Source organism: Novosphingobium sp. HII-3, assembly GCF_002916655.1.
Classification (GTDB): Bacteria; Pseudomonadota; Alphaproteobacteria; order Sphingomonadales; family Sphingomonadaceae; genus Novosphingobium; species Novosphingobium panipatense.
The window spans coordinates 17,550-43,305 of sequence record NZ_PPSM01000047.1 but is presented as its reverse complement, the minus strand read 5'-3'; the positions used below and the strand labels follow the sequence as shown (position 1 = coordinate 43,305).

Sequence of the window (25,756 nt, the reverse complement as noted above, 5' to 3'; positions counted from 1 at the left end):
AGACCTGCCTTCCTCCGAGACTGGCGACGGCACGCCTGCCGCAGCGTAGAGCGAACTTCGGCAACAGGGTCAACGTGCGGGAACACCAGAGTGTCCGGCGCGACGCTCCCGCAGAGGCGTCTTGAAAGACGCCTCAGACCATGGTTTCGGGGCGGACCAGCCGGTCAAACGTCGTTTCGTCCACCAGATCGAGCGCGAGCGCGGCCTGCTTCAGGGTCAGGCCCTCTGCGTGCGCGTGCTTGGCGATCTTCGCGGCGTTGTCGTAGCCGATCTCGGGAGCAAGCGCGGTCACCAGCATCAGGGAGCGATCGAGCAGTTCGGCTATGCGCGAGCGGTTCGGCTCGATGCCGTCCACGCAGCGTTCGGCGAAACTGACCATTCCGGTCGCGAGGAGGTCGGTCGAGCGGATCACCGCAGCCCCGATCAGCGGCTTGAACACGTTGAGCTCGAACGCGCCCTGAAGTCCACCGATGGTCGCCGCCTGATGGTTACCAATGACTTGTGCCGAAACCATGGTCAGCATCTCGCTCTGAGTCGGGTTGACCTTGCCCGGCATGATCGAGCTGCCCGGCTCGTTGGCGGGGAGATCGAGCTCGCCCAGGCCGGAGCGGGGGCCGGAGCCCAGCCAGCGCACGTCGTTCGCAATCTTCGTGAGGGCCACCGCCAGCGTAGAGAGAGTCGACGACAGATGGACCAGGGGATCGTTGGACGCGAGCGCCTCGAACTTGTTCTCAGCCGTGCGAAACGGAAGCCCGGTAAGATCCGCAAGCTCGCGCGCGATGTCGACGTCGAACCCGGGCGCGGCGTTCAGGCCCGTGCCGACTGCCGTGCCGCCCTGCGCCAGCGCCAAGATGCCATGAGACACCGCCGCCTCGATCCGCTCCCGACCGAGACGCAGCTGCTGGACATAGCCGGAAAACTCCTGCCCCAGCGTGACGGGGGTGGCGTCCTGCAGATGAGTCCGCCCGATCTTCACGATGTCCTGCCACGCGGCGACCTTCGCCTCCAGCGAGAACTGAAGCCGATCGAGCGCGGGAAGCAGCGTGTCGGTCACCGCACGCGCCGCCGCGACATGCAGCGCGGTCGGGAAGCTGTCGTTGGAGGACTGCCCCATGTTCACATGGTCGTTGGGGTGGACCGGCGCCTTGCCGCCCCGCTTTCCGGTGAGGATCTCGTTCGCCCGGCCGGCGATCACCTCGTTCACGTTCATGTTTGACTGGGTGCCGGAGCCGGTCTGCCAGATGACGAGCGGAAACTGGTCGTCCAGCTTCCCGTTGACGATTTCCCGTGCGGCCACCTCGATGGCGTCGGCAAAGGCTCCATCAAGGCCGTGCCTGCGGTTCACGCGGGCGGCGGCCTGCTTCACGAGGGCAAGGGCGTGCACGATGGCGAGGGGCATGCGTTCGGACGCGCCGAAGGGAAAGTTCTCAATGCTGCGCTGCGTCTGCGCGCCCCAGTAAGCGTCGGCCGGGACGTCGATTTCGCCGATACTGTCGGATTCGCGGCGGGTATCCATGTAGCGGGACCTCTTTCGCTTGATCGCGTTGGTAAGCGGTAGATAGGCCTCCAGCACGGCATTACCACTCCGGCTATACGCAGGTTGGTCAAAGCCAAAGACGAAGCGGGTGGTGTGGCCGGCTGTCTTGACGGGTCGCCCTTTATGGTCGACCTCGCGTAACCGACCTTGAAGGACAGGATCTGCGCATGACCAAACGCCCCCTTGCCGGCCGCGATGTCGCACCGGTAGGCCTCGGATGCATGAACGTCGCCTGGGCATATGGGACAGCCCCCTCGCGGGATGAGGCGGTAGCGCTGTTCCGCCACGCCCTCGACGCAGGCTGCGATCATTTTGATACCGCCAACATCTACGGAATGGGCGTGAGCGAGGAAATCCTGGGCGAGGCCATCATGTCCCGCCGCGATGATTTCCTGCTGGCTACGAAGACCGGCATCCTCCTTGATGGGGAGCGCCGCGGGATCGACTGCACACCGCAGTCCATTACCGCTTCGCTCGACGCCAGCCTCAAGCGCCTGGGGACCGACCACGTCGACCTGTTCTACATGCATCGGTTCGATCCGGACACGCCCGTCGCGGATTCCGTGGGCGCCATGGTGCGCGCGATAGAGGCCGGCAAGATACGCCACTACGGCGTCTCCGAATGGTCGAGCGCGCACATTCGCGAGGCGCATGCCGTCCATCCCATGGCCGCCGTACAGACCGAGTACTCGCTGTGGACGCGCAACGTGGAGTTGGGCGTGCTGGAGACGACCCGCGAACTGAGCATTGCGCTGGTGGCGTTCTCCCCGGTCGGCCGGGGCGCGCTGACCGGTGCCATAGCATCTCCCGACGCCTTCCCGGCAAACGACATCCGCCGGTCGATGCCCCGCTTCCTGCCCGAAAATTGGCCCGACAATCTGGAACTGGTGCGCCAGCTGGCGGCGCTGGCGGCCGAGGCGGGGATGACGGCCGTGCAGCTTGCGCTCGCCTGGGTGCTCGCGCAAGGTCCGCACCTCCATGCCATACCGGGCACAGGGTCCGTCGTACACTTCGACGAGAACCACGCCGCCAACAACCTTCCAGTCACTGCCGAGGTGCTTTCACGCGCGGGCGCGCTCATCAATCAGGAAACCGTCAGCGGCCATCGCTATTCCCCGGCGATGAATGCCAGCATCGACACGGAGGATTTCTGATCGTTATCCCAGCGGCCGGAGCTCCCGGATGAGATCCACCAGAAGCCGCAGGCCATGCGGCACCTGCCGACGGCTGGAATAGTAGATGAAATAGCCTGGGCCGGGGGAGGCCCAGTCCTCCAGCGTAAGCCGCAGCCTGCCCTGCGCGACGAGAGGCGCGATGGCGGGTTCGGCCGCATACATGAGCCCCATCCCGCTCAACCCCAGCGCGCGTGATGCACTGGCGTTGTCCACGATCACCGTTCCCGGCACATCCAGCGCGAGAACATCATCGCCCTGCTCGAAGTCCCAATGGTACATACGGCCATTGCCCAGCCTCAGCCTGATGCAGCGATGGTGCATCAGGTCCTCGGGGTGCTTCGGCTCGCCGTGCCGCTCGAAGTAGCCGGGCGCCCCTGCGACGACCCAGCGAAAGTCCGACGACAGCCGCTGGGCGATCATATCCTCCGGTACCGTGCCGCCGAAGCGAATGCCGGCATCGAACCCCGCTTCGATGACGTCCACCATGGTGTTGTCGACGGAAATGTCGACCTCCACGTCCGGATAGCGCGAAACGAACTCCGGAAGGACCGGCACGAGCAGCCGCATCGCCGCCTCGTCCGGGACATTGATCCGGACCCGCCCCGTCGGCGCATCGCGATGGAGATTGAGGAGGTTTTCCGCCTCGTGGATGGCGGCGAAGGGTTCCCGGATGGCGCCCTGCAACTCCTCGCCCGCCGCCGTAAGCGTCACCGACCGGTTCGTACGGTTCAGCAACCGCACCTTCAGCCGCTCCTCCAGTCCGCGCAGTGAGTGACTGAGCGCCGAGGCGCTTACGCCAAGTTCGGTTGCGGCCTTCCTGAAGTTTCGGTGCCGCGCGATGGCAAGGAAGTAGCTGAGGTCCGCAAGATCGGAACGCCTGAACGGCATCTGCGCGTTTCCCGTCGCTGGAATGAGGCTCGCTTGTAGAAAGCGACAATGCCCTTGTGCAACGCCAAAACGCACGGCATTCCGGCACCGCTCACGTGGCGGAGAAGATGGCAGCCCTCCCCACCGACCATGCCGGCGGGGAGGGACCGGGAATTCAGGCCACTTCGCCCAGCCGGTCGAGATACTTGTCGAGCGTCAGGGGGTATTCGCGCACGCGGATGCCGGTGGCGTTGTACACGGCGTTGGCCACCGCCGCGCCGACGCCGCACAGGCCAAGTTCGCCCACGCCCTTCGCCTTCATCGGGGATACTTTGTCGTCCGCCTCGTCAAGGAAGACGACGTCCTGATGCGGGATATCCATATGGACCGGCACTTCGTAGCCCGCGAGGTCGTGGTTGACGAAGAAGCCGAAGCGCTTGTCGACCGCGAGTTCCTCCATCAGGGCGCCGCCGACGCCCATCGTCATCGCACCGATGACCTGGCTGCGTGCCGAGATCGGATTGAGGATGCGTCCCGCCGCGCAGACCGCCAGCATGCGCCGGATGCGCGTTTCGCCGGTATAGCGATCCACCGCCGCCTCGACGAAGTGAGCGCCGAAGGTGGACTGCTGGAACGTCTTGGCAAGGTCGCCGTACTCCATGGTGTCCTCAGCCACGAGTTCACCGCCCTTGGCGGCATCGGCGATGTCGGCGACACGGTTGCCGACGCGGACCTGCCCGCCCTCGAACTGCGCATCTCCAGGGCCAAAGCCGAGCTTTCCGACAACCATGTCGCGCAGCTTGACGCAGGCCGCATAGACGCCCGACGTCGAACTGTTGGCGCCCCACTGCCCGCCGGACCCTGCCGAAACCGGGAACGCGCTATCCCCCAGCTTTACCGTAACCTTCGCGAGCGGCACGCCAAGCATTTCAGCCGCTGTCTGGGCGATGATCGTGTACGTGCCAGTGCCGATATCGGTCATGTCCGTTTCGACTGTGACACCTCCCGCGCGGTCGAGGCGCACCCGAGCGCCGGACTTGCCGTTGATGTTGTTCCGGAAGGCCGCGGCAACGCCCATGCCGACAAGCCAGCGGCCTTCGCGACCCTGCCCCGGCGCCTTGCGACGGTTCCAGCCAAAGCGCCGGGCACCCTCCTCCAGGCAGCGCACGAGATTGCGCTGCGAGAATGGCCGCGATGGATCTTCCGGGTCCACTTGCGTATCGTTAACCACACGGAAGGCGACCGGGTCCATGCCCAGCTTCTCCGCCATCTCGTCCATGGCGACTTCCAGCGCCATCAGTCCCGGAGCTTCACCAGGCGCCCGCATCGCATTGCCCTCGGGAAGATCGAGCACTGCAAGGCGCAGCGCCGTCATCCGGTTGGCCCCGGCATAGAGCAGTTTGGTCTGCTGGGTCGCCGCTTCGGGACCGCCCCCTTCCAGATCGCCCGACCAGCTCTCATGGCCGATGGCGGTGATCCTGCCGTCGCTGCCGCAGCCGATGCGGATGCGCTGGATCGTTGCCGGCCGGTGCGTCGTGTTGTTGGGGATCAGGGGGCGCTGCAGAGCGACCTTGACCGGTCGCTTCACGGCACGAGCGGAAAGCGCGGCCATGACCGCGTCCGTGCGCAGGAACAGCTTTCCACCGAAGCCGCCACCGATATAGGGCGAGATCAGCCGAACCTTTTCCGGCGGCATCTGCAGCGTGGCGGCCAGTTCCTTGACGCCCCAGTTGATCATCTGGTTCGACGTCCAGATCGTCAGGCTGTCACCCTCCCAGGCGGCGATGGTGGCGTGCGGCTCCATCATCGCGTGGCTTTGGTCCGGCGTGGTATAGGTCTGGTCCAGTTGCACGCCCGCTGACGCGAAGGCTCCCGCGAAATCACCCACCGACGTGGGCGCGTCGGAACCCGTCGCGTCCTTCGCACCGGCGCGGGCTGCGGCCAGGTCAAAGGCGCCGCTCTCGCGCGCGTAATCGACATTGATGAGCGATGCGGCAGCGCGGGCCTGTTCGAAGGTTTCGGCGACGACGACCGCGACGGCCTGATGGTAGTGCTCAACCTTGGGCCCAGCCAGCAGGTGCGCCGTGTTCATCCGCCCCTTGCCGAGCTTCCCCGCATTGCGATGCGTCACGACGGAAAGCACCCCAGGCGCGCGCTCGGCCCGCGTGGTGTCGATGGCGCTGATCGTGCCCTTGGCTACCGCCGAGCCCAGGATGTAACCGTAAGCCGGCTTTCCGGGCACATCCTGCTGCTCGTAGGCATAGGGCGCCTTGCCGGACACCTTCAGAGGTCCGTCGATGCGCGGCGTCGGCCTGCCGACCACCGCCATGCGGTCGATCGGGTTTGTCCCTGCGGGCTTGTCGAACTTCATGCCTTGGCCTCCGCCATGACCGACGCGATGGTGCGCTGGGCAAGAGTGAGCTTGAACGCGTTGTCCTCACGCGGCCGGGCGCCGGCAAACAGCCGGTCCGCCACCGCCTTCGGGCCTTGCGGAAGAAGCGCCTCCGCCTCCTCCACCCGCCACGGCTTCGGGGCCACGCCGCCCAGGGCGACTGCTCCCTTGCCGTCGCGCTGGATCACGGCCGCGACGGAGACGAGCGCGAAGGCGTAGGACGCACGGTCCCGCACCTTGCGGTAGATGTGCGTGCCGCCCCGGGGACGTGGCAGTGCGACGGATATGATCATCTCGCCCTTTTCCAGCGCCGTTTCGATGTGAGGCGTTTCACCCGGCAGCGTATGGAACTCGGCGATGGGGATGGCGCGGGTAGTGCCGTCCGGCCGGATGGTCTCCACCGACGCATCCAGCACCCGCATGGCGACGGCCATGTCGCTCGGATGAGTGGCGATGCACGCATCGCTCGTGCCAATGACGCCGAGTTGGCGCGAGAACCCTCCCAGCGCGGCGCAGCCGGACCCCGGCTTGCGCTTGTTGCAGGGCATGTTGGTATCGTAGAAGTAGGGACAGCGGGTGCGCTGAAGGAGGTTGCCCGCTGTCGTCGCCTTGTTGCGCAACTGACCCGACGCCCCCGCCACGAGCGCGCGCGTGAGCACCGCGTAATCCTTGCGCACGCGCTGGTCGGCGGCAAGATCGGTGTTGCGGACGAGCGCTCCGATGCGCAGGCCGCCGCCGTCGATCTCCTCGATCCGGTCAAGGCCCAGGCCGTTCACGTCGATGAGGTGGCTGGGCGTCTCGATCTCCAGCTTCATGAGGTCCAGCAGGTTGGTCCCCCCGGCGATGAACCGCGCTCCCGGCATGGCTGCGGCTTTCGCGGCGGCATCCTGTGCGCTGGTGGCTTTTTCGTAAGTGAACGGTCTCATGCCTTCACTCCCGCCACATCGGCCATGGCTTCTGCGATGTTCGAGTAGGCACCGCAGCGGCAAATGTTGCCGCTCATGCGCTCGCGCATCTCCACCGTCGTCATCGGAGCAGGCTTCGACACGTCCGCCGTGACATGGCTGGGTATGCCGGCACGGATCTCCTCAAGCACGGCCACGGCCGAGCAGATCTGGCCCGGCGTGCAATAGCCGCACTGGTATCCATCGTGCTCGACAAACGCAGCCTGCATCGGGTGCAGGCTTTCCGGCGTTCCAAGGCCCTCGATGGTTGTTACCTCATCCCCTTCGTGCATCACGGCGAGCGTGAGGCAGGAGTTGATGCGCCGACCGTTGACGATGACCGTGCAGGCCCCGCACTGCCCGTGATCGCAGCCTTTTTTCGTCCCCGTCAGCTTCACATGCTCACGCAGGGCATCGAGCAGGGTTGTGCGGGTGTCGAGATCGAGGCGTACCGCCTGGCCGTTTACCTTCAGCCCGACCGCCGCGCGAGGTGGCGCCGCCGGATCAGGTTGCGCTAAGGCCGCCTGGCCCGGCCCGATCGAGCCGGCGATGGCGGCTCCGGCCGCACCGGTCTTGAGAACGTCGCGTCGAGAGATCGCTCCGTATCCTTCCGTCATGTCTGAAACATCCTTGCCGGGAACGGCGCTCGTGTGGCGCACGCCATCCTTGCCGAGACGTGAGCCTGTGTGCCCTTGCAGACATTGTGCCTTCTGTCAGACGAATACGCTATGCCTCATTGCTTCATGCTGTGTTGAGCATGGCTCATCGCGCATAAGCCTGCAGCCAGTGCCGCATTCAGGTCCGTTCGAGGTCCAGCGGGTTGTTCCGCCGTGTGTCCGGCAGCATCAGCGCCGCGCCGAGCGACACCAGGCACAACGCCGTCACGTACCAGTAGAAGCCGTGCTCCATTCCGCCGCTCTTGAACGCAAGCGCGACGTTCTCCGCCGTTCCGCCGAAAATGGCGTTCGCGATGCCATACGCGAGGCCCACACCAAGGGCGCGCACGTGGATCGGAAACAGCTCCGCCTTGAACAGGCCGCTCACCGATGTGTAGAAGCTGCAGATCGTCAGGCCCGCAGCGATCAGCACGAAGGCCGCGGCCGGGCTGCGCGTCACAGCCAGTGCACTGAACAACGGGATGGTGCACAGAACACCCAGGGCGGCGAAGAGGATCATGTTGGTGCGCCGGCCAATCCGATCCGAGAGCAGCCCCATCAGCGGCTGCTGCACCATGAACACGACAAGCACGCCCGTCATCAACAGCGTCGCCGTTTCCTTGGTCATGCCGACGGTGAGCACGAGGAACTTCTGCATGTAAGTGGTGAACGAATAAAACATCAGGCTACCACCCGCGGTGAGCGCGGCCACGATGAGGAACGGCCGGGTGGAGTGGCGGAAGAGCTCGGCAAGGCTGCCCGCCTCGGATGCCGACCGGTTCTGCTCGCTCGCTGTCTCATGCATGTGGTCGCGCAGGAGAAGGATCGTGCCTGCGGCCACCGCACCGATGAGAAAGGCGATGCGCCATCCCCACGCCCTCATGCCCGCGTCTCCGAAGATCTGCTGGAGGATCAGGATCACGAGCGTGGCCGCCAGTTGCCCGCCGATGAGGGTGACATACTGGAAAGAGGACCAGAAGCCGCGCCGCCGCGCCCCGGCAACTTCGCTAAGGTATGTCGCCGCGGTGCCGTACTGGCCGCCGGTGGAGAAGCCTTGCAGCATACGCCCTGCCAGCAGCAGGGCCGGAGCCGCAGCGCCCAGGGTCGCGTAGGTCGGCAGCACGGCGATCAGCAGGGCACCGGCCCCCATCATCAGCACCGACAGCACCATGGCCTGCTGCCGACCGCGCCGGTCAGCATAGCGGCCGAAGAACCACCCCCCGATCGGTCGCATCAGGAAGCCAACCGCAAAGATGCCGCTGGTGGCCATGACCTGCACCAGCGGGTCGCTCTTCGGGAAAAACTCCGAGGAGAAGTACAGGGCGGTGAAGGCATAGACGTAGAAGTCATACCATTCGATGAGATTGCCCGCCGATCCGGCCAGAATGGCGCGCAACCGCATCGCGTCGGTCAAGGCGGGTTGGCCGATGCCCGAACCGATCGGTATTCCTGCAGCCATGTTCCCCGATGCCATACCCTGCCCCCCTCCGGCAAACCTTCTGCGCACCTAAGGCGGGCACCCGTCGCGGATCAAGCCCGTCGCCGCTGGTTGTTCAGATCGGCAAGGCTGTCGTCGCCTTGATCTCGGAGAGCGCGACGGTTGAAGTGATTTCCTGAATCCCGGGAAGCTGGGAAAGTTTTTCGAAGAAGAAGCGCTCGTAGGCGTTGATGTCCTCAGCCACTACCCGGATCATGAAGTCGACCGAACCCATCAGAACGTAACAGTCGAGCACCTCGGGATATTCGCGGATCTTGGCGGCGAATTCGTCCAGATTGGCGCGGCCGTGGGCGTTCAGCTTGACCTGTGCGAAGACATGGGCATTGAGACCCACCTTGTGCCGGTCCACGATCGCGACCCGGCGCTGGATGAAGCCCTCGCGCTCGAGCCGATCGATACGCCGCCAGCAGGGCGATGCCGAGAGGCCGACGCGCTCGGCGATCTGCGCCGTGGTCTGATTCGCGTCCCGCTGCAACTCGCGGAGAATTTTTCTCTCATAAGGGTCAAGGTCGGTCATTTCATTCTCATTACGGCCTTTGCAGGGTTGTGTCTCGCTCAGTTTGCAGCGCAGAGCCGGAAATGAGGTCAGATTTCGTTCGCAGTGCCTGCCATAATGGTCGCGCTGTCCCAACACGCAGGAGCCTAGCAATGGTTGCCCAACACCGGCGCATGATGCCGCCGATGGAATATGTTCGCCTGTCCGACGAAGCCGCCGGTCTCGATGGCGTCATCGCCATTCACTCGACCGCGCGCGGACCGGCCGCCGGCGGCTGTCGTTTCTGGACCTATGAGGACACCAGCCTCGCCATGGCCGACGCCTTCCGCCTTGCCGAGGGGATGAGCTACAAGAACGCGATGGCCCGCCTGCCGTTCGGCGGCGGCAAGGCCGTACTGCGCCGCCCCGCAGGCGAGTTCGACCGGCGCGCCCTGTTCGAAGCGTTCGGCGAGGCGGTCGAGAAGCTCGACGGCCGCTATGTCACGGCTGAGGACGTGGGTACGAACGTCGGCGACATGGAGTGCGTGGCACGTCACACCCGCCACGTGGCCGGCCGCACCGCTCTTCCGGGGCTTGCCGGCGGTGATCCGTCGCCATGGACCGCCCTTGGCGTGTTCGAGGCGATGAAGGCGGCCGTGGCGTTCCGCCATGGCGGCACCCTGTCAGGCATGACGGTCGCCATTTCCGGCGTCGGCAACGTCGGCGCTGGACTGGCGCGGCTCCTGCGCGAAGCGGGCGCCAATCTGGTCGTCGCGGACATCGACGCGGCGCGCTGTGCCCGCTTGGCCGATGAGCTTGGCGCCGCGGTGGTATCGGTGGAGGAGATCGCAGAGAGCCAGGCGGACGTCTTCGCGCCCTGTGCGCTCGGCGGTGCTCTCAACGCAGGCACCGTCGCCGTGCTCAAGGCCGGGATCGTGTGCGGCGCCGCGAACAACCAGCTGGCGGAGCCGGACATCGCGCAGGCGCTTATGGCGCGCGGGATCTCCTATGCGCCCGACTACGTGGTGAACGCCGGCGGCATCATCAACGTTTCAGCGGAATACCTCGGCGAGAGCGAGCAGGAGGTGCGCAACCGCGTTCTCGAAATCGGGCCGCGCACGCACGAAGTCCTCGCCATCGCCGCCGATGAAGGTCTTTCACCCAATGCCGTCGCCGATCGCATGGCCGAAGACCTGATGCAGGCGCCGGAACCCCTTCCCGCCTGATCCTTCTTCTTCGGATCGGAACGGCAGGTACGAAACAACCCAAGGTGGCATGGCCGCCTTGGGTTGTTCTGTTTTCGGGAGCGTGACTTCGCTCAGCGGATCAGAACGCTGCCTCGTCCAGCGCCATCATCGAGCCCTTGCCAGCCTTGATCGCCAGGAACGCGGCGGTCGCCTGCGGGAGGATGCGATCGAAGTAGAACTGCGCCGTGGCCAGCTTCGCCTTGTAGAACGCGGCGTCTTCGGTCCCGCTGCCAAGCTCGTCCCGGGCGATCATGGCGGACTTGGCGAAGCAGTATGCCATCGCGACCAGCCCCATCAGGCGCAGGTAATCGGTCGCGGCAGCCGCCGCTTCCTCAGGGTCCTTCATGCCCTTCTGCGCGATCGTGCCCGTGGAGAGCTGAAGCGCACCGAAGGCCTTCTCCAGCGCCTCGACCATACGGCCGAACTGCGCATCACCCTTTGTCGCCTCGATGAACTGCGAGACCGGGTGGAAGAAGCTGCGCAGGTAGCGGCCCATGTGCGCGGGCATCTTGCGCCCCACAAGGTCGAGGGCCTGGATGCCGTTGGTGCCCTCGTAGATCATCGCGATGCGGGCGTCACGGGCGTACTGCTCCACGCCGCTCTCGGCAATGTAACCGTGGCCACCGTAGACCTGGACCGCCAGATTGGCGCTCTCATGCCCGAGGTCCGTGAACAGCGCTTTCACCACCGGGGTCATAAGCGCGATGAAGTCCTCGGCACCCTGCTTCACCTCGGGGTCGGTCGCGTGCTTTTCGGCATCGAGCGCACGGCTGACCCAGGCGCCGAGGGCGCGGCAGCCTTCGTTGTAGGCGCGCATCGTCATCAGCATGCGGCGCACGTCGGGATGAACGATGATCGGATCGGCCGGACCGCTGGGGTTCTTCACGCCCGACAGCGAACGGCCCTGCAGGCGCTCCTTCGCGTAGTACACGGCCGACTGGTAAGCCGCTTCGCCGATGCCAAGACCCTGGATGCCAACCGAGACACGCTCGGTGTTCATCATCTTGAACATCGCTTCCATGCCCTTGTTGGGCCTGCCGACCAGCCAACCGATCGAATCGTCGAAATTGAGCTGGCAAGTTGCCGAAGCCTTGAGGCCCATCTTGTGCTCGATCGCGGCGACCGAAACGCCGTTCGCCGGCCCCGGCGTTCCGTCGTCCTTGGGCAGGTACTTGGGCACGAGGAAGAGACTGATCCCCTTCACCCCGGCGGGCGCGTCCGGCAGGCGGGCAAGGACGAGATGCACGATGTTCTCGGTCAGGTCATGCTCGCCGGCCGAAATGAAGATCTTCGCGCCGCTCACCTTGTACGAACCGTCGTCCTGCGGCACCACCTTGGTGCGCAGCATGCCGAGATCGGTGCCGCAATGTGGCTCGGTGAGACACATCGTGCCCGACCAGTCGCCAGAAACCATCCGGGGCAGATAGAACTGCTTCAACTCGTCACTGGCGTAAGCCTCGATCGCGGTAGTGCCGCCGTGCGTCAAGCCGGGATAGAGGCTGAACGAGAGGTTGGCCGAGCAGATCATCTCCTCGGTCATCTTGTTCACGGCCTCCGGCAAGCCCTGGCCGCCCCACTGCGGGTCGGACGCCAGCGCGCACCAGCCACCCTCGCGGAACATGTCGTAGGCTTCCTTGAAGCCCTTGGGTGTGCGCACGACGCCGTTCTCGAGGGTACACCCCTCGATGTCGCCTGACCGGTTCAGCGGCAGCAGGACTTCCTGCGCCACCTTAGCCGCTTCCTCCAGGATGGCGTCGACCAGGTCTGGGCTGAACTCTTCCAGCGCCTCCAGCTTGCCGAAGCCGTCCTGCCCGTACTTCTCGTTGTTAAAGAGTTCGTGGATCACGAACCGCATGTCGCGCAGTGGCGCTTCATAGACCTGCATTTGTCTCTCTCCTGGGGCGGCGCACGGCCGCCCTCCAACTCAGTCGCGCCGTCAGTTGCGCAGGGGCTTGCCGGTTTCGAGCATGTGCTCGACGCGGGCGATGGAGCGGGGCTCGCGCACGAGCCGCATGAAGGCCTCGCGCTCCAGCTTGAGGAGTTCCTGCTCCGTCACCGTGTCGACCAGATCGGCATCGCCGCCCGACAGGACCGTGGCGAGCGCATCCGAGACGACCATGTCGTAATCGGTGGCCTTGCCCTGCTTGCGAAAACCCTCCGCCGCCATGGAAAGTGCGACGCGCCCGCTTTCGCCTGGCAGGCGGTACTCCGGCGCTTCGGGCGGCGTGTAGCCGTCCACCAGCGCAAGGGCCTTCTGCTTGGCATCGTACAGCAGCCGGTCCCGGTTCATGGTGATGCCGTCGTCAGCCCGCAGGAACAGCAGTTCCTTGGCCTGCGCGGCGGACTTGGACACCGTTGCCGTCGACACCGTCTCGAAGACCTTGGCCACAGGAGGCATCGGCCCCTTGGGCATCATCTTGTTCTTCTGCCAGCGGTCCAGCATCTCGCCGTTACCGCCCCAGCCGGGGATGAGGCCGACGCCGCACTCGACCAGTCCGGTGTAAAGCTCGGCATGCGCCTGTACCGCGTCACAGTGCAGCAGGATCTCGCAGCCGCCACCCACGGCCAGCCCGGCAGGTGCACCGACGACCGGGAACGGCGCATACTTGAGGCCCTTGTACGCCATCTGGCCACCGGCCACGAGCTTCTCGATCTCACTCCACGCCGCGATGTTCACCGCGAAGAGGGCAAGGCCGAGGTTGGCCCCTGCGGAAAAGCTGTCCGCATCGTTGTACACGACGAGCGCCTTGTACTTGGAGGCGACGAGAGGCAGCGCCTCGATGATCAGCTTCATGACCTCACCGTCAAGCGCGTTCATCTTGCCGGTGAATTCGAGCGCGACGACGCCGTCGCCGATGTCCCAAAGCGCGGCCGAGGAATTCTTCAGCAGCGGCTTGGAAGCGAGCTTGATATCGGCAAGGCGCAAGACGCCCTCGGCACGGACCACGTCGTGGTACACGCCGTCCAGGCCCAGGAACTGCCGCTTGCCGCCTTCGACGCGATAGAACGTGCGATCACCGGCGATGCGCAGGATCTCCGGCACCGGCGTGCCGTCGGCTTCGAGACGCTGCGCCAGCCAGGCAGCGCCCAGCTTGTCGATCATCTCGAAGGGGCCAGCCTTCCAGTTGTAGCCCAGCTTCATGGCGTCGTCGATCGCGACCACGTCGGCTGCGGCCGATGGGATCAGCGATGCCGCATAGGCGAGCGTACCGCCGAGAATGGCCCAGGCGTATTCACCGACCGGCCCCTTGGTTTCCACCAGCTTGCGCAGATCGCCCTTGGCAGCCGCGCCCGAAGGCCCCGCCGCACGGATGCTTTCGCGGTATTCGCCGGTCTTCAGGTCGACGGATTCCTTGCGGCGTCCCATCTCCTTGTTGAGGCGATAGAACCCGCCCTTGCCCTTGCGGCCCGTATAGCCCTCACCGATCATCTTTTCGATGAGGGGGTGTGAGCGGGCGATGCCCTGGTACGGATCATCCTTGGGAAGAGTGGAAGTCAGGCTTGCCTGCAGGTGAGGCATGAGATCGATACCCACGAGGTCGACCAGCCCGAAAATACCGGTCTTGGGAACGCCCATCGGCTTGCCCGCGACAGCATCCGCCAACTCGACCGTCAGGCCCATGTCAAACGCTGCGTTCAGGCCCAGCTGGATCCAGTACGTGCCGATGCGATTGGCGATGAAGCCGGGGGTGTCGTTGGCCTTCACCACGGTCTTGCCCATGGCGACGTCGGCGAAGCGTTCGACCTTGGCGGCGACCGCTGCGTCCGTGTCCTTGCCGGTCACGATCTCCATCAGCCGCATGTAGCGGGGCGGGTTGAAGAAGTGCGTGATGAGGAAGTCGCGCTTGAACGCATCCGAGCGCCCCTCGACCAGCTGCGCCAGCGGGATCGTCGAGGTGTTCGACGAGACCGCCGTACCTTCGCGCTTGATGGCTTCGAGCTTGGCGTAAAGGCCCTGCTTGATGTCCAGCCGTTCGATGACTGCCTCGATGACCCAGTCGCACTCGGCGACTTTGTCGAGATGGTCCTCGATGTTGCCCGTCTCCACCAGCTTGGCGGCAGACTTGCTCATGAAGGGGGCCGGATCGGTCTTGAGCATCTTGGCCACCGCGCCTTCGGCGATGGCGTTGCGGTTCGTGCCTTCCTTGGGAACGATGTCGAGCAGCAGAACCGGCACGCCGGCGTTCGCAACCTGGGCGGCGATACCGGCACCCATGGTGCCGGCGCCGATCACGCAGACTTTCTTGATGGCGTCGCTCATTCCACGGCCTCCAGTACGGTGGCGATGCCCTGCCCGCCACCGATGCACTGGCTTGCGAGAGCGTACTTGCCGCCTTCGCGCTTGAGCAGCGCGGCCGCCTTGCCGACGATGCGTGCGCCGGTGGCGCCAAGCGGGTGACCGATGGCGATGGCGCCGCCGTCGATGTTCACCTTGGCGAGATCGAGGTTGAGGTCCTTGATGCAGGCCAGCGCCTGCGAGGCGAAGGCTTCGTTCAGCTCAACGACGTCGAGATCGGCGGCGGAGATGCCGGCCCGTTCCATGGCCTTCTGGCTGGAAAGGATCGGTCCCAGCCCCATCGTTTCAGGCGCGCAACCGGAGATCGCCACCGACTTCACGCGGGCGAGGATCGGCAGGCCGTGAGCGCGCGCATACTCCTCGGTCGTGACGAGCACGGCGCTGGCACCGTCGGTGAGCGGCGAGGAGGTGCCCGCGGTGACGGAGCCCTGCGCATCAAAGGCAGGCTTCAGCGCGGAAAGACCCTCCGCGGTCGTTTCCGCACGAATGGCGCCGTCTTCGCTGACGATGCCGTTCTTCGTTTCGATCGGCACGATCTCGTCCGACAGCTTGCCGGCTTCGCGTGCGGCAGCCGCGCGCTTCTGGCTTTCGACCGCCAGAGCTTCCTGTTCCGCCCGGCCGATCTGGTACTTGGTGGCGACGTTCTCGGCCGTTTCACCCATGCCCATGTAAGCCGCGCTCTTCTTCGCGAGCGTCGGGTTCGGCAGCGGGTTGAAGCCCATCATGGGCACGCGGCTCATGGATTCGACACCGGCGCAGATGAAGACTTCGCCCGCACCAATCGCGATCTGCCCCATTGCGGTGTGGATGGCGCTCATCGAGGAGCCGCAGAAGCGGTTCACCGTCATGCCGCCGACCGACAACGGCAGGTCGGCCAGGAGGCCGATCAGACGGGCGACGTTGAGGCCCTGCTCACCTTCCGGGAAGGCGCAGCCGACGATGATGTCCTCGATATCGGCGGGCTCAACGCCCGTCTTGGAAATAAGCCCCCGGATCACCTGTGCGGTCAGGTCATCCGGGCGGACGCGGGCAAGCGCACCCTTGTTGGCAAGGTGGAACGGCGAACGGGCATATCCCGCGATCACGACGCTTTGCATGTATACCTCTCCATGAGCGGACCGACCTTGCGCCAGCACACAGGCCGGGCCGAATCCGTACGATCCTCGTCCTCTCGAACGTCTTCCCTTAAGGTGCGATTCTTTCCCTATACGTCAAGATATTTTTGGGTTATGCCGAGTCTATCCGGTTCGGAAGCGATCGCCGCCTGCCAAGTCAGGGGCACGTTCCATCAACAAGAACCAGGGCGAGAGAGATGGAGAGGCCGCTGATGCACATCGTTAAACTTGCGACTTTGGCGTTGGTTTCCGCCGTAGGCGCCGCTTCGCCGGCGTTTGCCGCAGATGCCGGTTCACTCGTGGGTTCATGGCAGACGCCGGCAAAGCACGGCGTCGTCCAGATCGAGCGCTGCGGCGCGTCGATCTGCGGAAAGTTGGCCAATTCAGCCAATATCCAGAAGAACCCGGACCTCAAGGACGTCAACAACAAGGACGCGGCCAAGCGCGACCGCCGTCTCAAGGGCCTGCAGATCCTGGGCGGCTTCAAGCACGAAAAGGGGCAGTGGACGGGTGGCACCATCTACAACCCCGAGGATGGCGGAACCTACAAGGCGACCATCACCCCGGCTGGCGCCGACACGCTGAAGCTGAAGGGCTGCATCGTGTGGCCCCTGTGCAAAACTCAGACGTGGACGCGCATCAAATAACGCGACAAACAGTTCAAGCTGCAGCAAAAATTTATCTTCAAGGGAGAGTCCCCAATGCAAATCAAGACCGGCCGTATCCTCCTCGCGAGCGCGGCTAGCATCGTCGCCTTCGCTTGGGCCGGATCGGCAAGTGCGCAGGCGTTTTACCTTCAGGAACAGTCCGTCCGCGGCCAAGGCCGCGCCTTTTCGGGTGAAGCGGCCGACACCGGCGTGGATTCGCTGTGGTGGAACCCTGCGTCCATCGGTGGTCTCCAGGGCGGCGAAGCCTCCATCCGCGCCAGCTTCATCCGCCCGCGCGGCGAAGTCGTGAACGAGAACACGCTCATCGTCCGCCCCGGCCAGGCAGCGGCCCCTGTGGGCGGTGAGAACGTGTCGAAGAACCCGATCAACAACGGCGTGCTGCCCTCGGGCGCGGTTGCCTACGGCTTCGGCCGCGTAGCCGTCGGCCTCAGCGTTGCGGCACCGTATTCGTTCACGACCGACTACGATGCGGACAGCTGGGCGCGCTATTCGGCCGACAAGACCAAGCTGCGCACCTTCGACATCCAGCCCAGCATCGCCGTCGCCATCACGGACGGCCTGTACATCGGCGCGGCAGCGAACATCGAGCATGTCGACGCCGCCCTCGGCAATTACCTCCCCAACCTCTCGCCGCTTCTTCCCGACGGTCACCAGAACCTGAAGGGCAAGGGCTGGGATGTGGGCTGGTCGGCCGGCGTGCAGTTCCATGACGGCCCTGTCTCGCTCGGCCTCGCATACAAGTCGTCGATCAAGCACAAGCTCGACGGCAGCGTGACCATTGAAGGCCTCGTTGGGCCGCTGGCAGGCCAGAACCGTGTCGTTGACGCGAAGGCGGAGTTCAGCACCCCGTGGATGCTCATCGGCAGCGCGCGCGCCAAGATGAGCGACCGCTTCACGCTCAACGCGCAAGTCGTCCGGATGGGCTGGAGCGAATTCGATTCGATCGATCTCGGCGCTCCGCTGAACCAGTCGATCCCGGAGAACTACCGCAACAGCTGGACCTGGGCGATTGGTGCCGACTACGAGTTGAACCCGCAGTGGACCATCCGCACCGGCTTCCAGCGCGGCATCACGCCGACCCGCAACGGCGACCGTGACGCACGCGTGCCGGACGCGAACCGCTGGAACTTCTCGGCTGGCACCAGCTACGCCATGAACTCCAGGTTCACCATCGACGCGGCGGCATCGTACATCACGTTCGAAGACGCTCCGATCGATCGCACCACGGCCGCTTACGCCGGCACGCCGGTTCAGACGCCGATCCTGGTGAACGGCGAACTGCGCGATGCTTCGGCACTCGTCCTCTCCCTCGGTGCAAGGATGGCCTTCTGATGAATGACGCGGCGACGATCGGCGGAGGGCAGTCCGCCCGCGAAACCTTCACGACGGACGAGATGCCGCCGATCGCGCCGCGGCTTCTGACGGACCTGCTCGACCATGCCGTGCAGGAGCACGGCTCATGGCCCGCCGTCGACTTTATGGGCCGCAAGTGGTCCTACGAAGAGATCGGCAATCTTGTGAAGCGGGCCGCTCGCGGCCTTCAGGACCTTGGTGTCGAAAAGGGCACCCGGGTGGGCCTGTGCCTTCCGAATACACCTTACTACGTGATCGCCTACTTCGCGGTGCTGCGGATCGGCGGCATCGTCGTCAACTTCAACCCGCTGTACACCGAGCGCGAGATAGCGCACCAGGTGAACGACTCCGGCTGCGAAGTGATGATCGCCACGGACCTTGCGATCAGCCTTCCCAAGCTGGAGCCGCTCGTCGGAACCGGCACCCTGAAGCGGATCGTGGTATGCCCGTTCGCCGATGCCCTGCCCGCGATGAAGCGTCACGCCTTTCTCCTCTTCAAGCGCAGCGACATCGCGCACGAACCCCATGATGTGCGCTACGTCCGCTGGTCCACCCTGATCGCCCGTGACGCCGAGCCGGACCCGGTTGACCGCGTGCCTGACGATCTTGCGGTGCTGCAGTACACCGGCGGCACCACCGGAGTGCCGAAGGGGGCGATGCTCAGCCACGCCAATCTCGCGGCGAACTCGGCACAGATGATCGCCCACGTAGGCAGCATGCCCGAGAAGCAGGAACGCACGCTGGGCGTCCTGCCTCTCTTCCATGTCTTCGCGCTGACGACGGTGCTGAACTACTCGGTCGATACGGCAGCGGAGATGATTCTGCTGCCCCGTTTCGAAATGAAGTCGTTCCTCGCCACGGCCAAGCGGACGAAGCCCACCCAGTTCTTCGGTGTGCCCACGCTCTACACCGCGCTGAATCATCAGCAGCTCCACGGAGAATTCGACTGTGTGCGCGTCTGCATTTCCGGTGGCGCACCGCTGCCGCTCGAAGTGCGGCGTGAATTCGAGCAGCGTACCGGGGTACGCGTGGTGGAAGGCTACGGCCTGTCCGAAGCCAGTCCCATCATCGCCTGCAACCCGTTGGACGGCCTTGTGAAGGACAACTCCTGCGGTCCCGCCTTCCCTGGCACTGTGCTGGAAATCCGCGATCCCGCCGATCCTGCGCGACTCTGCGCCCAGGGTGAGAAGGGCGAGGTCTGCGCCCGCGGCCCTCAGGTGATGGAGGGGTACTGGAACCGGCCGGAGGACACCGACAAGACCTTCACCGACGGCGCGCTGCGCACCGGTGACATCGGTTATCTCGACGAGGACGGCTATCTGTTCCTTGTAGACCGTATCAAGGACGTGATCCTGTGCGGCGGCTACAACGTCTATCCCCGCATCATCGAGGAAGCGCTCTACGAGCACCCTATGGTGGCCGAAGCCGTGGTGATCGGCATCCCTGACGAATACCGCGGACAGGCACCCAAGGCTTTCGTCGTCCTTCACAGCGGCGACATCCTCGTCGAGAATGAGCTGACGGCCTTCCTGCGTGACAGACTGAACAAGATAGAGATGCCTGCCTCGATCGAGTTCCGAGATTCGCTGCCCAAGACGATGGTCGGCAAGCTGTCGAAGAAGGAGCTAGTGGCGGAAGAGGCTGCCAGGCGAGAGGGTGGGACCAGGTCTTGACCGCCCTTCCCGCTTCGGAGGGCCAGCCGATGCTGGGTATTCAGGAAGCTGCCACCCTGCTCGGCGTGACAATGCGAACGCTGCGGTTCTACGAGGATAAAGGGCTCATCGCCCCCCAGCGCGCGGGAACGACCCGCATTTATTCAAAGCGCGAGATAGGCCGTATGCAGTTGATCCTGCGCGGCAAGCGCCTTGGGTTTTCCATCCGCGAGATCAAGGAGTTCCTCGACCTCTACGACGTGGACCCCGAACATCTGGAGCAGGTACGGGCGCTCCGTGCCCGCATCCGCGAACGCATTTCCGACTTGCGCAAGCAGAAGCTCGCCATTGAGCAGACGCTGGACGAACTTCTTTCCATCGAGCGACAGGCGTCCGCCCGGCTCGAAGGCTCACCTGTGAGGCCCGTTCATGACTGATCCCGCAGCAGCCGTCGCTGAGCTGCGTACACTGCTCGAAGTCGAGGAAATCGACACCGATCTGTACCGCGGAGCTGCCGCCGCCGAAGGCCCCGGGCGTGTATTCGGCGGTCAGGTCGTGGCACAGGCTCTTGCTGCGGCCGCGCGCGGTATTCGCGACGCGGGAGGGGAAGAGCGCGACGCCCACTCCCTTCACGCCTACTTCCTGCGCGCGGGAGACACCACCAGGCCGATCATCTACCGCGTGCTGCGGGACTTTGACGGCGGCAGCTTCGCCAACCGCCGGGTCGTCGCCATGCAGGGCGGCAAACCGATCCTGAACCTGGCGGCGTCCTTTCACCGCCGCGAAGAAGGCTTCGCGCACGCAGCGCCGATGCCCGCCGTGCCCGAGCCGGAGCAATGCCCCGAGATGGTGGCCGCTCTCACTGCGGCAGGCCAGAAGCTGCCGCAGGCGATGTACGAAAGGCTGGCGCCTTTCGAGGTGCGCCCTGGCCCGCAGGCAACCAGCGACACCGAGACCCCGCGCCAGTTCCTCTGGTTCAGGCTTGCCGCTCCGCTGGGAGGCGATGACGCGCTGAAGCGGGTGGTGGTCGCCTACGCGAGCGATTTCGCGCTCGTGTCGACTGCGGTACTGCCGCACACGACGTTCTTCACACCCGGCCTGCAGGTCGCCAGTCTCGATCACGCGGTGTGGTTCCATTCCACGCCTCCGGTGGAAGACTGGCTGCTCTACGTGATGGACAGCCCCTGGGCCGGCCATGCGCGGGGCTTCGCGCGCGGGTCGATCTACGACCGCTCGGGCCGCCTCGTGGCAAGTGTAGCGCAAGAAGGGCTTTGTCGATTGGCTCCTCCTTCCGACCGGAAAGCCTAGGCGCCGCTTCGACACGCGACGCGCGCGCTCACACCGGCTGGTGCTGGCTCTCCGCCGGATCGAGGTGGAGGTAATGGGGGTTGAACAGGGCCACGGCCATCAGCCTGTCCAGATCGTGCATGGTCAGCTGGCGGTTGCGCAACTCGATCAGGCCATCCCGCCGCATCTCCTGGATGGTCCGGTTCACATGCACCTGGGTGAGCCCGGTGGCGTCCGCGATATCGCTCTGCGTAAGCGGGAAGTCGCAGGTGTCTCCCTGCGTCGCTCCACCGTCGCGCAGTCGCATGAACATTTCGCAGAAAAGGTGGGCGATGCGCTCGTAAGCGGTCCGCTGGCCGATGCTGGTGGTCCACTCCCGCTGGATGGCAATTGCAACCTGCTCCGTCCGCCGCAAGGCCTCGCCGACACGCGGGATGGCCTCGGCTAACTCACGAAGATCCGGCTTCGCTACTTCTGCCAGCTGCACCTGGGTTATCGTGGAAAGCGAATGGTCCATGGCGCAAGGGATGAAGACGTTCGCGTCACACAGGTCACCCGCCACAAAGAAGGACAGTATCTGCCGGCGACCATCCGCAAGCTGCTTGTAGCGCTGCGCCCAGCCATCAAGGATGAAGCAGACGTGACCTGGCCTGTCCCCCTCACGGATGATGTCGTGGCGCGGGGGCAATACTCGTACGCGTCTGTTGAGCACGGTATCCAGAATTTCGCGATCGGCTTCCGTGAGATTGGCGAACGCGGGGAGGTGTAACGACAAGTGTGACCGGTTCCCAAAAGAGCAATACGCCGTCATTGCGCGGTCCCGCAGCTTGCAGCATTTACATGCGTTAATCCCCTTTTGGGCAGACTGATTTACCCCTCCGGTGCCGCCGCTGATGGCGTCCCGCAGTGTCCCCACAGGGCTCGGGACCCCGGCCCGGGCGTTGACGCCGCAGACTGCCGGCTCTGCGCCGAAACCTCCTCCATTCGGACGCGTGCCACTCTTCCCGCCAGGACTGCCGTCCCTTGTACGTCGCGGACCGGCTGCCCGACCCGCAAGTACGTGCCGGCGCGGCCACAGATGCCTTCTCCGACTTCCAGCCTCCATACCGCCGTGCTCGCGCAGCAGGTCTTCGGCGGTGGCACATCCCCGATACGGCGGCGCGCGAGCTTGACAAGGCGGCTGTGCAGCAACCACTTCCCCGCGCAGGCTTTATGATGCCGGGAATGTAGATGGAGCATGGATGACGATGGGCAAGGTGGTGCTTGGCTGACACGAACAGCGATATCATGGCGCGGCGTTCCGATGCGATCCGCATCGCCCGCGTCATCTGCATCACCGGCATCGTCTATGTCCACGCCTGGACGGGTCTGTCAGGGCACGATCTGGAATTGGCACGCGGCACGCCTCAGGAACTGCTGCGCTGGATGCTTATGGAGGTATTCGGCCGAAGTGCCGTGCCTCTGCTCGGCCTGATATCGGGCTGGCTCGTCGCGGGATCGACGCAGACGTGCAACTGGAGGGCTCATGTCGCGCGAAAGGCGCGGACCATAGCCTTGCCGATGATCCTCTGGAACGTGCTCGCCATCGCCCTGGTGTCAGGCACCGCCTGGCTGTTCGGGATGGCCGCTCCTGTCCCTCAGTCCGTGCGGTGGCTGGCGGAAGAAATCTTCATCCTCACCCGACCGCCCGACATCGACGTGCAAATGCCCTTCTTGAGGGACCTGTTCCTGTGCATGGTGGCTGCACCGCTGCTGGTGCGCCTGCCCTCGGCCATGCTGCTTTCTGTGGTATTGGCCGCAGGGGCCTGCCACGTGCTGGGGCTGGGGCCGCCCATCCTCCTGCGACCCTCCATCCTCATGTTTTTCACGATCGGGATCCTGGTGCGCCGCACCAGCCTGGCCGAGCGTCTTGCCGGCTGGCCGGCCTTGTGCGCGCTTCTGCCGTTCGCCGTTCTGATGCCGCTGCATCTCTTTCTGTCCATCGGAGAAGCCGGCGGCTCCCGCCCCGTGGAGATCGCCGCCGCCGATCTGGTGGCGCGGGTCTCGGCTTCGCTGGCGGTGTGGTGGCTCGCCTGGCGGCTTGTCGCAACCCGGGCGCTTCCTCTATTCCGGCGTATTGAGCCGTACATGTTCTTCTATTTCTGCGCGCACCTTATCTTGTTGTGGCTGTTCGGTCCGCTGCTGGGAAAGCTGACGGGCAAGCTGGGATCGCCGCTCTATCCGCTGTTCCTGATCGCGCAGCCCTTCCTGATCCTGGGTGCCGTGATCGCACTGGCGACGCTGCTGCTGAAGGTTGCGCCCGGTGCGGCCGGCGTCCTTAGCGGAGGACGTCTCAAAGCTTCCTATGGGATCAAAGTCGATCGAAGAGCGGGGTCGGCTCGAATGCAAGGGAGGCCAGCGCCCAGAGGCTGAGCGCCAGCATCACCCCGCCGATCCACTGGGTCAGATCGCGGGGCTCCGCGCGGCGCGTGACCACCGCGCCGACGGGCGCCGCCACGATGCCGCCGATCAGTAACCCCGCCGCGGGAAGTACGAACGACTGAAGGCCGACCGTGCCGATGAAGGCCGAAAGAACCGTCACAGTCACGAAGAACTCGGCCGCATTGACGGTCCCCACAGCCATGCGCGGCGTCATTCCCTGCGCGATGAGGCTACCGGTCGTAACCGGCCCCCATGCGCCGCCGTAGGCATCGAAAAAGCCAGCGACGAAGCCAAGCGGTCCCACCGCCCGCATCCGACGATAGCCTTGTGCGCGCCGCCGCCCGCGCCAGATGAGGTAGATTCCCACCGCGGCGAGATAGACGAGCAGGACCGGCTTCAGAATACTCAGGTTCAGGTGGGACAGTGCCCAGACCCCCACAAGCCCGCCTGCGATGCCCGGGAGGACGAGGCGGGCGAACAGTGACCAGTCCACGTTGCTCTGCACCGCGTGCGACAGGCCCGACACGCCGCTCGTGAAGCCTTCCACGGTATGCGTCACCGAAGACGCGGTCGCCGGAGGCAGGCCGAGCAGGACCAGGAGCGAGTTCGCCAGGACGCCGAAGCCCATGCCGGTTGCGCTATCCACGAGCTGGGACAGGAACCCGGCCAGTATGAAGGGCGCGAGCACGTCCCATGGCACTGCGGAAAGATCGATCATCCCTTGCTCCTGCGTCCCCGGGATGCCCGGCCACTGAGCCGCCCTGCCGGTGTGGTGAGCAGGAAGAGCACGGGAAAGGCCAGCGACAAGGCCGAGAGCACCCCGCTCAGCGAGGGTTCCACCCCGGCGAGCCAAGGGAGCACCGCAGCCCAGATCGCAGCGGCGAGAACCACGAGCAGCGTCCGCTCCTGCGCACGATCGTTGGTGCCGGTCAGGTCCACTTTAGCCCGTCCCGTGAAAAGGCTGCGCAGTCCGATCCCGGTCGGGCTGCGCCGATCCACCAGCGGTCGCGGGAACGCACCTTGGGCGAGGCACCCCGCCCCCGCCGCCAGCATCCGAAGCCCAACGGCGGACGCGAAGCTGCGAAACTCGGTGTTGCGGTCGATCAGTGTGCGCAGCCCGGCGCGCCCCCCGAACACCATGTCTGCCAGCGCCGTGTGCTCCGCAGGCGTCTGCGTGCGTTCGCTGGCCAAGCTCGGCGTCGAGAGTACCCAGTTCAGGATGGCGGTCGGCACGTCGAGCCCGGTAGCGCGCTCCAGCCCCTGGAAGCCCGGTGCCGAATTGGCTTCACAAATGCGGTAGCCATCCTCGTCAAACAGGATGTCGATGCCCGTGATGTCGAGTTCCAGTACGTCGGCCGCCTGGACCGCCAGTTCGGCCATGTCGGGCGGAGGGTTGTAGGCGACGCCGACGCCGCCGAGCGATACGTTGGACTTGAACCCGCCCGTCAGCGACCGCCGCTCCATCGCCGCTATTACACGGCCGCCGACGACGAGCACCCGCACGTCGCGTCCGTGGCTTGCGCGTACATACCGCTGGAGGATGAAATCCGCCTTGGCCTCGGCGCTTTCCAGCAGGCCCGCCAGATCCTCGAACTGGCTGCGATCCTCGCATTTGAGGACGCCTGCGCCACGGGTGCCCTTCAGCGTCTTGACGATGACGGGAAAGCCCAGTTCGCGTTCGACAAGGTCGACGTCGATGGGAAACGCCCCCAGCATCGTGCGCGGAATGGGCAAGCCAGCGCGGTTAAGTGTCTGCAGCGTGTGCAGCTTGTCAGAAACTGTCTCGATCGTGGCAGGGCCATTGACGAGCCGGACACCGCGCCGTTCGAAGTGACGCAGCAGAGCGAGAGTGAAGTAATCGGTTTCGGCGCCGGTACGGCAGATCACGAAATCGGGCTTGTCGATCGCACGGCCCTGATACTTAATCCCCCAGTCGCCCACCGCTCCGACGACCAGTTCGAAGCTGTGAGGCTGCAGAACGTGCATTTCGATGCCCAGCGCCGCAGCGGCCTGCTGGAAGCGGAAGACCTCCGGCACCTCGGGTATCGAAGGATCGAGTTCATGCTGAAACAGAATCCAGCCGCGCAGAGCCATACTTCCCCCGAAAGCGCGCACCCCGCGCGCATGTGCAAGCCACTGTCCGTAAGGAATGACGCCCACGGATGTTGGTTG

21 protein-coding genes are annotated in these 25,756 nt (G+C 65.1%); 8 read left to right on the top strand and 13 right to left on the bottom strand.

What is annotated here, in order from left to right; all coding sequences use genetic code 11:
• Positions 1-133 precede the first annotated feature (133 nt).
• On the bottom strand, positions 134-1,516 hold the full coding sequence (gene fumC, locus C2R25_RS15355) for a class II fumarate hydratase (RefSeq protein ID WP_103730166.1): 1,383 nt from the start codon (positions 1,514-1,516) through the stop codon (positions 134-136).
• A gap of 188 nt (positions 1,517-1,704) precedes the next feature.
• On the opposite strand from fumC, the gene C2R25_RS15350 reads away from it, so the two are divergent.
• Positions 1,705-2,691, top strand: coding sequence for an aldo/keto reductase (locus C2R25_RS15350; protein ID WP_103730037.1), 987 nt, complete (start codon positions 1,705-1,707; stop codon positions 2,689-2,691).
• Positions 2,692-2,694: 3 nt separating this feature from the next.
• On the opposite strand, the gene C2R25_RS15345 is transcribed toward C2R25_RS15350, so the two are convergent.
• The 6 genes from C2R25_RS15345 to C2R25_RS15320 all read right to left on the bottom strand — a co-directional run bounded on the left by C2R25_RS15345 (position 2,695) and on the right by C2R25_RS15320 (position 9,586).
• Complete coding sequence (locus C2R25_RS15345; protein ID WP_103730036.1) at positions 2,695-3,600, bottom strand: LysR family transcriptional regulator; 906 nt, start codon at positions 3,598-3,600, stop codon at positions 2,695-2,697.
• Positions 3,601-3,754: 154 nt separating this feature from the next.
• On the bottom strand, positions 3,755-5,950 hold the full coding sequence (gene paoC, locus C2R25_RS15340; protein ID WP_103730035.1) for an aldehyde oxidoreductase molybdenum-binding subunit PaoC: 2,196 nt from the start codon (positions 5,948-5,950) through the stop codon (positions 3,755-3,757).
• Complete coding sequence (locus C2R25_RS15335) at positions 5,947-6,897, bottom strand: xanthine dehydrogenase family protein subunit M (RefSeq protein WP_103730034.1); 951 nt, start codon at positions 6,895-6,897, stop codon at positions 5,947-5,949. Before C2R25_RS15335 ends, paoC begins: the two co-directional genes overlap by 4 nt.
• Positions 6,894-7,532: an aldehyde dehydrogenase iron-sulfur subunit PaoA gene (paoA, locus tag C2R25_RS15330; RefSeq protein ID WP_103730165.1), complete on the bottom strand. Its 639-nt coding sequence runs from the start codon at positions 7,530-7,532 to the stop codon at positions 6,894-6,896. The genes C2R25_RS15335 and paoA overlap by 4 nt, the downstream gene beginning before the upstream one ends.
• Before the next feature lie 178 nt (positions 7,533-7,710).
• Positions 7,711-9,030, bottom strand: a complete 1,320-nt coding sequence (locus C2R25_RS15325; protein WP_103730164.1) for an MFS transporter — start codon at positions 9,028-9,030, stop codon at positions 7,711-7,713.
• 94 nt (positions 9,031-9,124) lie between these two features.
• Positions 9,125-9,586, bottom strand: coding sequence for an Lrp/AsnC family transcriptional regulator (locus C2R25_RS15320; protein ID WP_103730033.1), 462 nt, complete (start codon positions 9,584-9,586; stop codon positions 9,125-9,127).
• A gap of 131 nt (positions 9,587-9,717) precedes the next feature.
• Here C2R25_RS15320 and C2R25_RS15315 point away from each other — a divergent pair, with 131 nt between their 5' ends.
• Positions 9,718-10,770 carry a Glu/Leu/Phe/Val dehydrogenase dimerization domain-containing protein gene (locus C2R25_RS15315; protein ID WP_103730032.1) on the top strand — a complete coding sequence of 351 codons (1,053 nt, stop codon included), beginning with the start codon at positions 9,718-9,720 and terminating at the stop codon, positions 10,768-10,770.
• A gap of 100 nt (positions 10,771-10,870) precedes the next feature.
• Here the strand turns inward: C2R25_RS15315 and C2R25_RS15310 are convergent, their stop codons facing one another.
• The 3 genes from C2R25_RS15310 to C2R25_RS15300 are packed head-to-tail and all read right to left on the bottom strand — an operon-like array spanning position 10,871 to position 16,185.
• A complete protein-coding gene (locus C2R25_RS15310; protein WP_103730031.1) occupies positions 10,871-12,676 on the bottom strand; it encodes an acyl-CoA dehydrogenase C-terminal domain-containing protein in 1,806 nt (601 codons plus the stop codon).
• A gap of 51 nt (positions 12,677-12,727) precedes the next feature.
• Positions 12,728-15,052, bottom strand: a complete 2,325-nt coding sequence (locus C2R25_RS15305) for a 3-hydroxyacyl-CoA dehydrogenase/enoyl-CoA hydratase family protein (protein WP_103730030.1) — start codon at positions 15,050-15,052, stop codon at positions 12,728-12,730.
• The gene (locus C2R25_RS15300; protein ID WP_103730029.1) at positions 15,049-16,185 is read right to left on the bottom strand and encodes a thiolase family protein; all 1,137 of its coding nucleotides are present in this window, start codon (positions 16,183-16,185) and stop codon (positions 15,049-15,051) included. Before C2R25_RS15300 ends, C2R25_RS15305 begins: the two co-directional genes overlap by 4 nt.
• Positions 16,186-16,415: 230 nt before the next feature.
• Between C2R25_RS15300 and C2R25_RS15295 the strand changes: the two genes are divergently transcribed.
• From C2R25_RS15295 to C2R25_RS15275, 5 genes are read left to right on the top strand one after another with little or no spacing between them, the layout of a single operon-like run.
• Positions 16,416-16,850, top strand: coding sequence for a DUF2147 domain-containing protein (locus C2R25_RS15295; protein ID WP_103730163.1), 435 nt, complete (start codon positions 16,416-16,418; stop codon positions 16,848-16,850).
• A 54-nt stretch (positions 16,851-16,904) separates the two neighbouring features.
• Positions 16,905-18,203, top strand: a complete 1,299-nt coding sequence (locus tag C2R25_RS15290) for an OmpP1/FadL family transporter (protein WP_103730028.1) — start codon at positions 16,905-16,907, stop codon at positions 18,201-18,203.
• The gene (locus C2R25_RS15285) at positions 18,203-19,897 is read left to right on the top strand and encodes a long-chain fatty acid--CoA ligase (RefSeq protein WP_103730027.1); all 1,695 of its coding nucleotides are present in this window, start codon (positions 18,203-18,205) and stop codon (positions 19,895-19,897) included. Before C2R25_RS15290 ends, C2R25_RS15285 begins: the two co-directional genes overlap by 1 nt.
• A gap of 29 nt (positions 19,898-19,926) precedes the next feature.
• A complete protein-coding gene (locus tag C2R25_RS15280; RefSeq protein WP_103730162.1) occupies positions 19,927-20,313 on the top strand; it encodes a MerR family DNA-binding transcriptional regulator in 387 nt (128 codons plus the stop codon).
• A complete protein-coding gene (locus C2R25_RS15275; protein ID WP_103730026.1) occupies positions 20,306-21,184 on the top strand; it encodes an acyl-CoA thioesterase II in 879 nt (292 codons plus the stop codon). Before C2R25_RS15280 ends, C2R25_RS15275 begins: the two co-directional genes overlap by 8 nt.
• A gap of 28 nt (positions 21,185-21,212) precedes the next feature.
• Here the strand turns inward: C2R25_RS15275 and C2R25_RS15270 are convergent, their stop codons facing one another.
• Entirely contained in the window at positions 21,213-21,938 is a 726-nt protein-coding gene (locus C2R25_RS15270; protein ID WP_199183854.1) for a Crp/Fnr family transcriptional regulator, read from the bottom strand.
• Positions 21,939-22,450: 512 nt separating this feature from the next.
• Here C2R25_RS15270 and C2R25_RS15265 point away from each other — a divergent pair.
• On the top strand, positions 22,451-23,575 hold the full coding sequence (locus tag C2R25_RS15265) for an acyltransferase (protein ID WP_103730161.1): 1,125 nt from the start codon (positions 22,451-22,453) through the stop codon (positions 23,573-23,575).
• Here C2R25_RS15265 and C2R25_RS15260 read toward each other — a convergent pair.
• Both C2R25_RS15260 and C2R25_RS15255 read right to left on the bottom strand, forming a co-directional pair.
• On the bottom strand, positions 23,514-24,302 hold the full coding sequence (locus tag C2R25_RS15260) for a sulfite exporter TauE/SafE family protein (RefSeq protein WP_103730024.1): 789 nt from the start codon (positions 24,300-24,302) through the stop codon (positions 23,514-23,516). The two genes, C2R25_RS15265 and C2R25_RS15260, sit on opposite strands and share 62 nt — an antisense overlap.
• Complete coding sequence (locus C2R25_RS15255) at positions 24,299-25,678, bottom strand: RimK family alpha-L-glutamate ligase (protein ID WP_233204056.1); 1,380 nt, start codon at positions 25,676-25,678, stop codon at positions 24,299-24,301. The genes C2R25_RS15260 and C2R25_RS15255 overlap by 4 nt, the downstream gene beginning before the upstream one ends.
• Positions 25,679-25,756 lie beyond the last annotated feature (78 nt).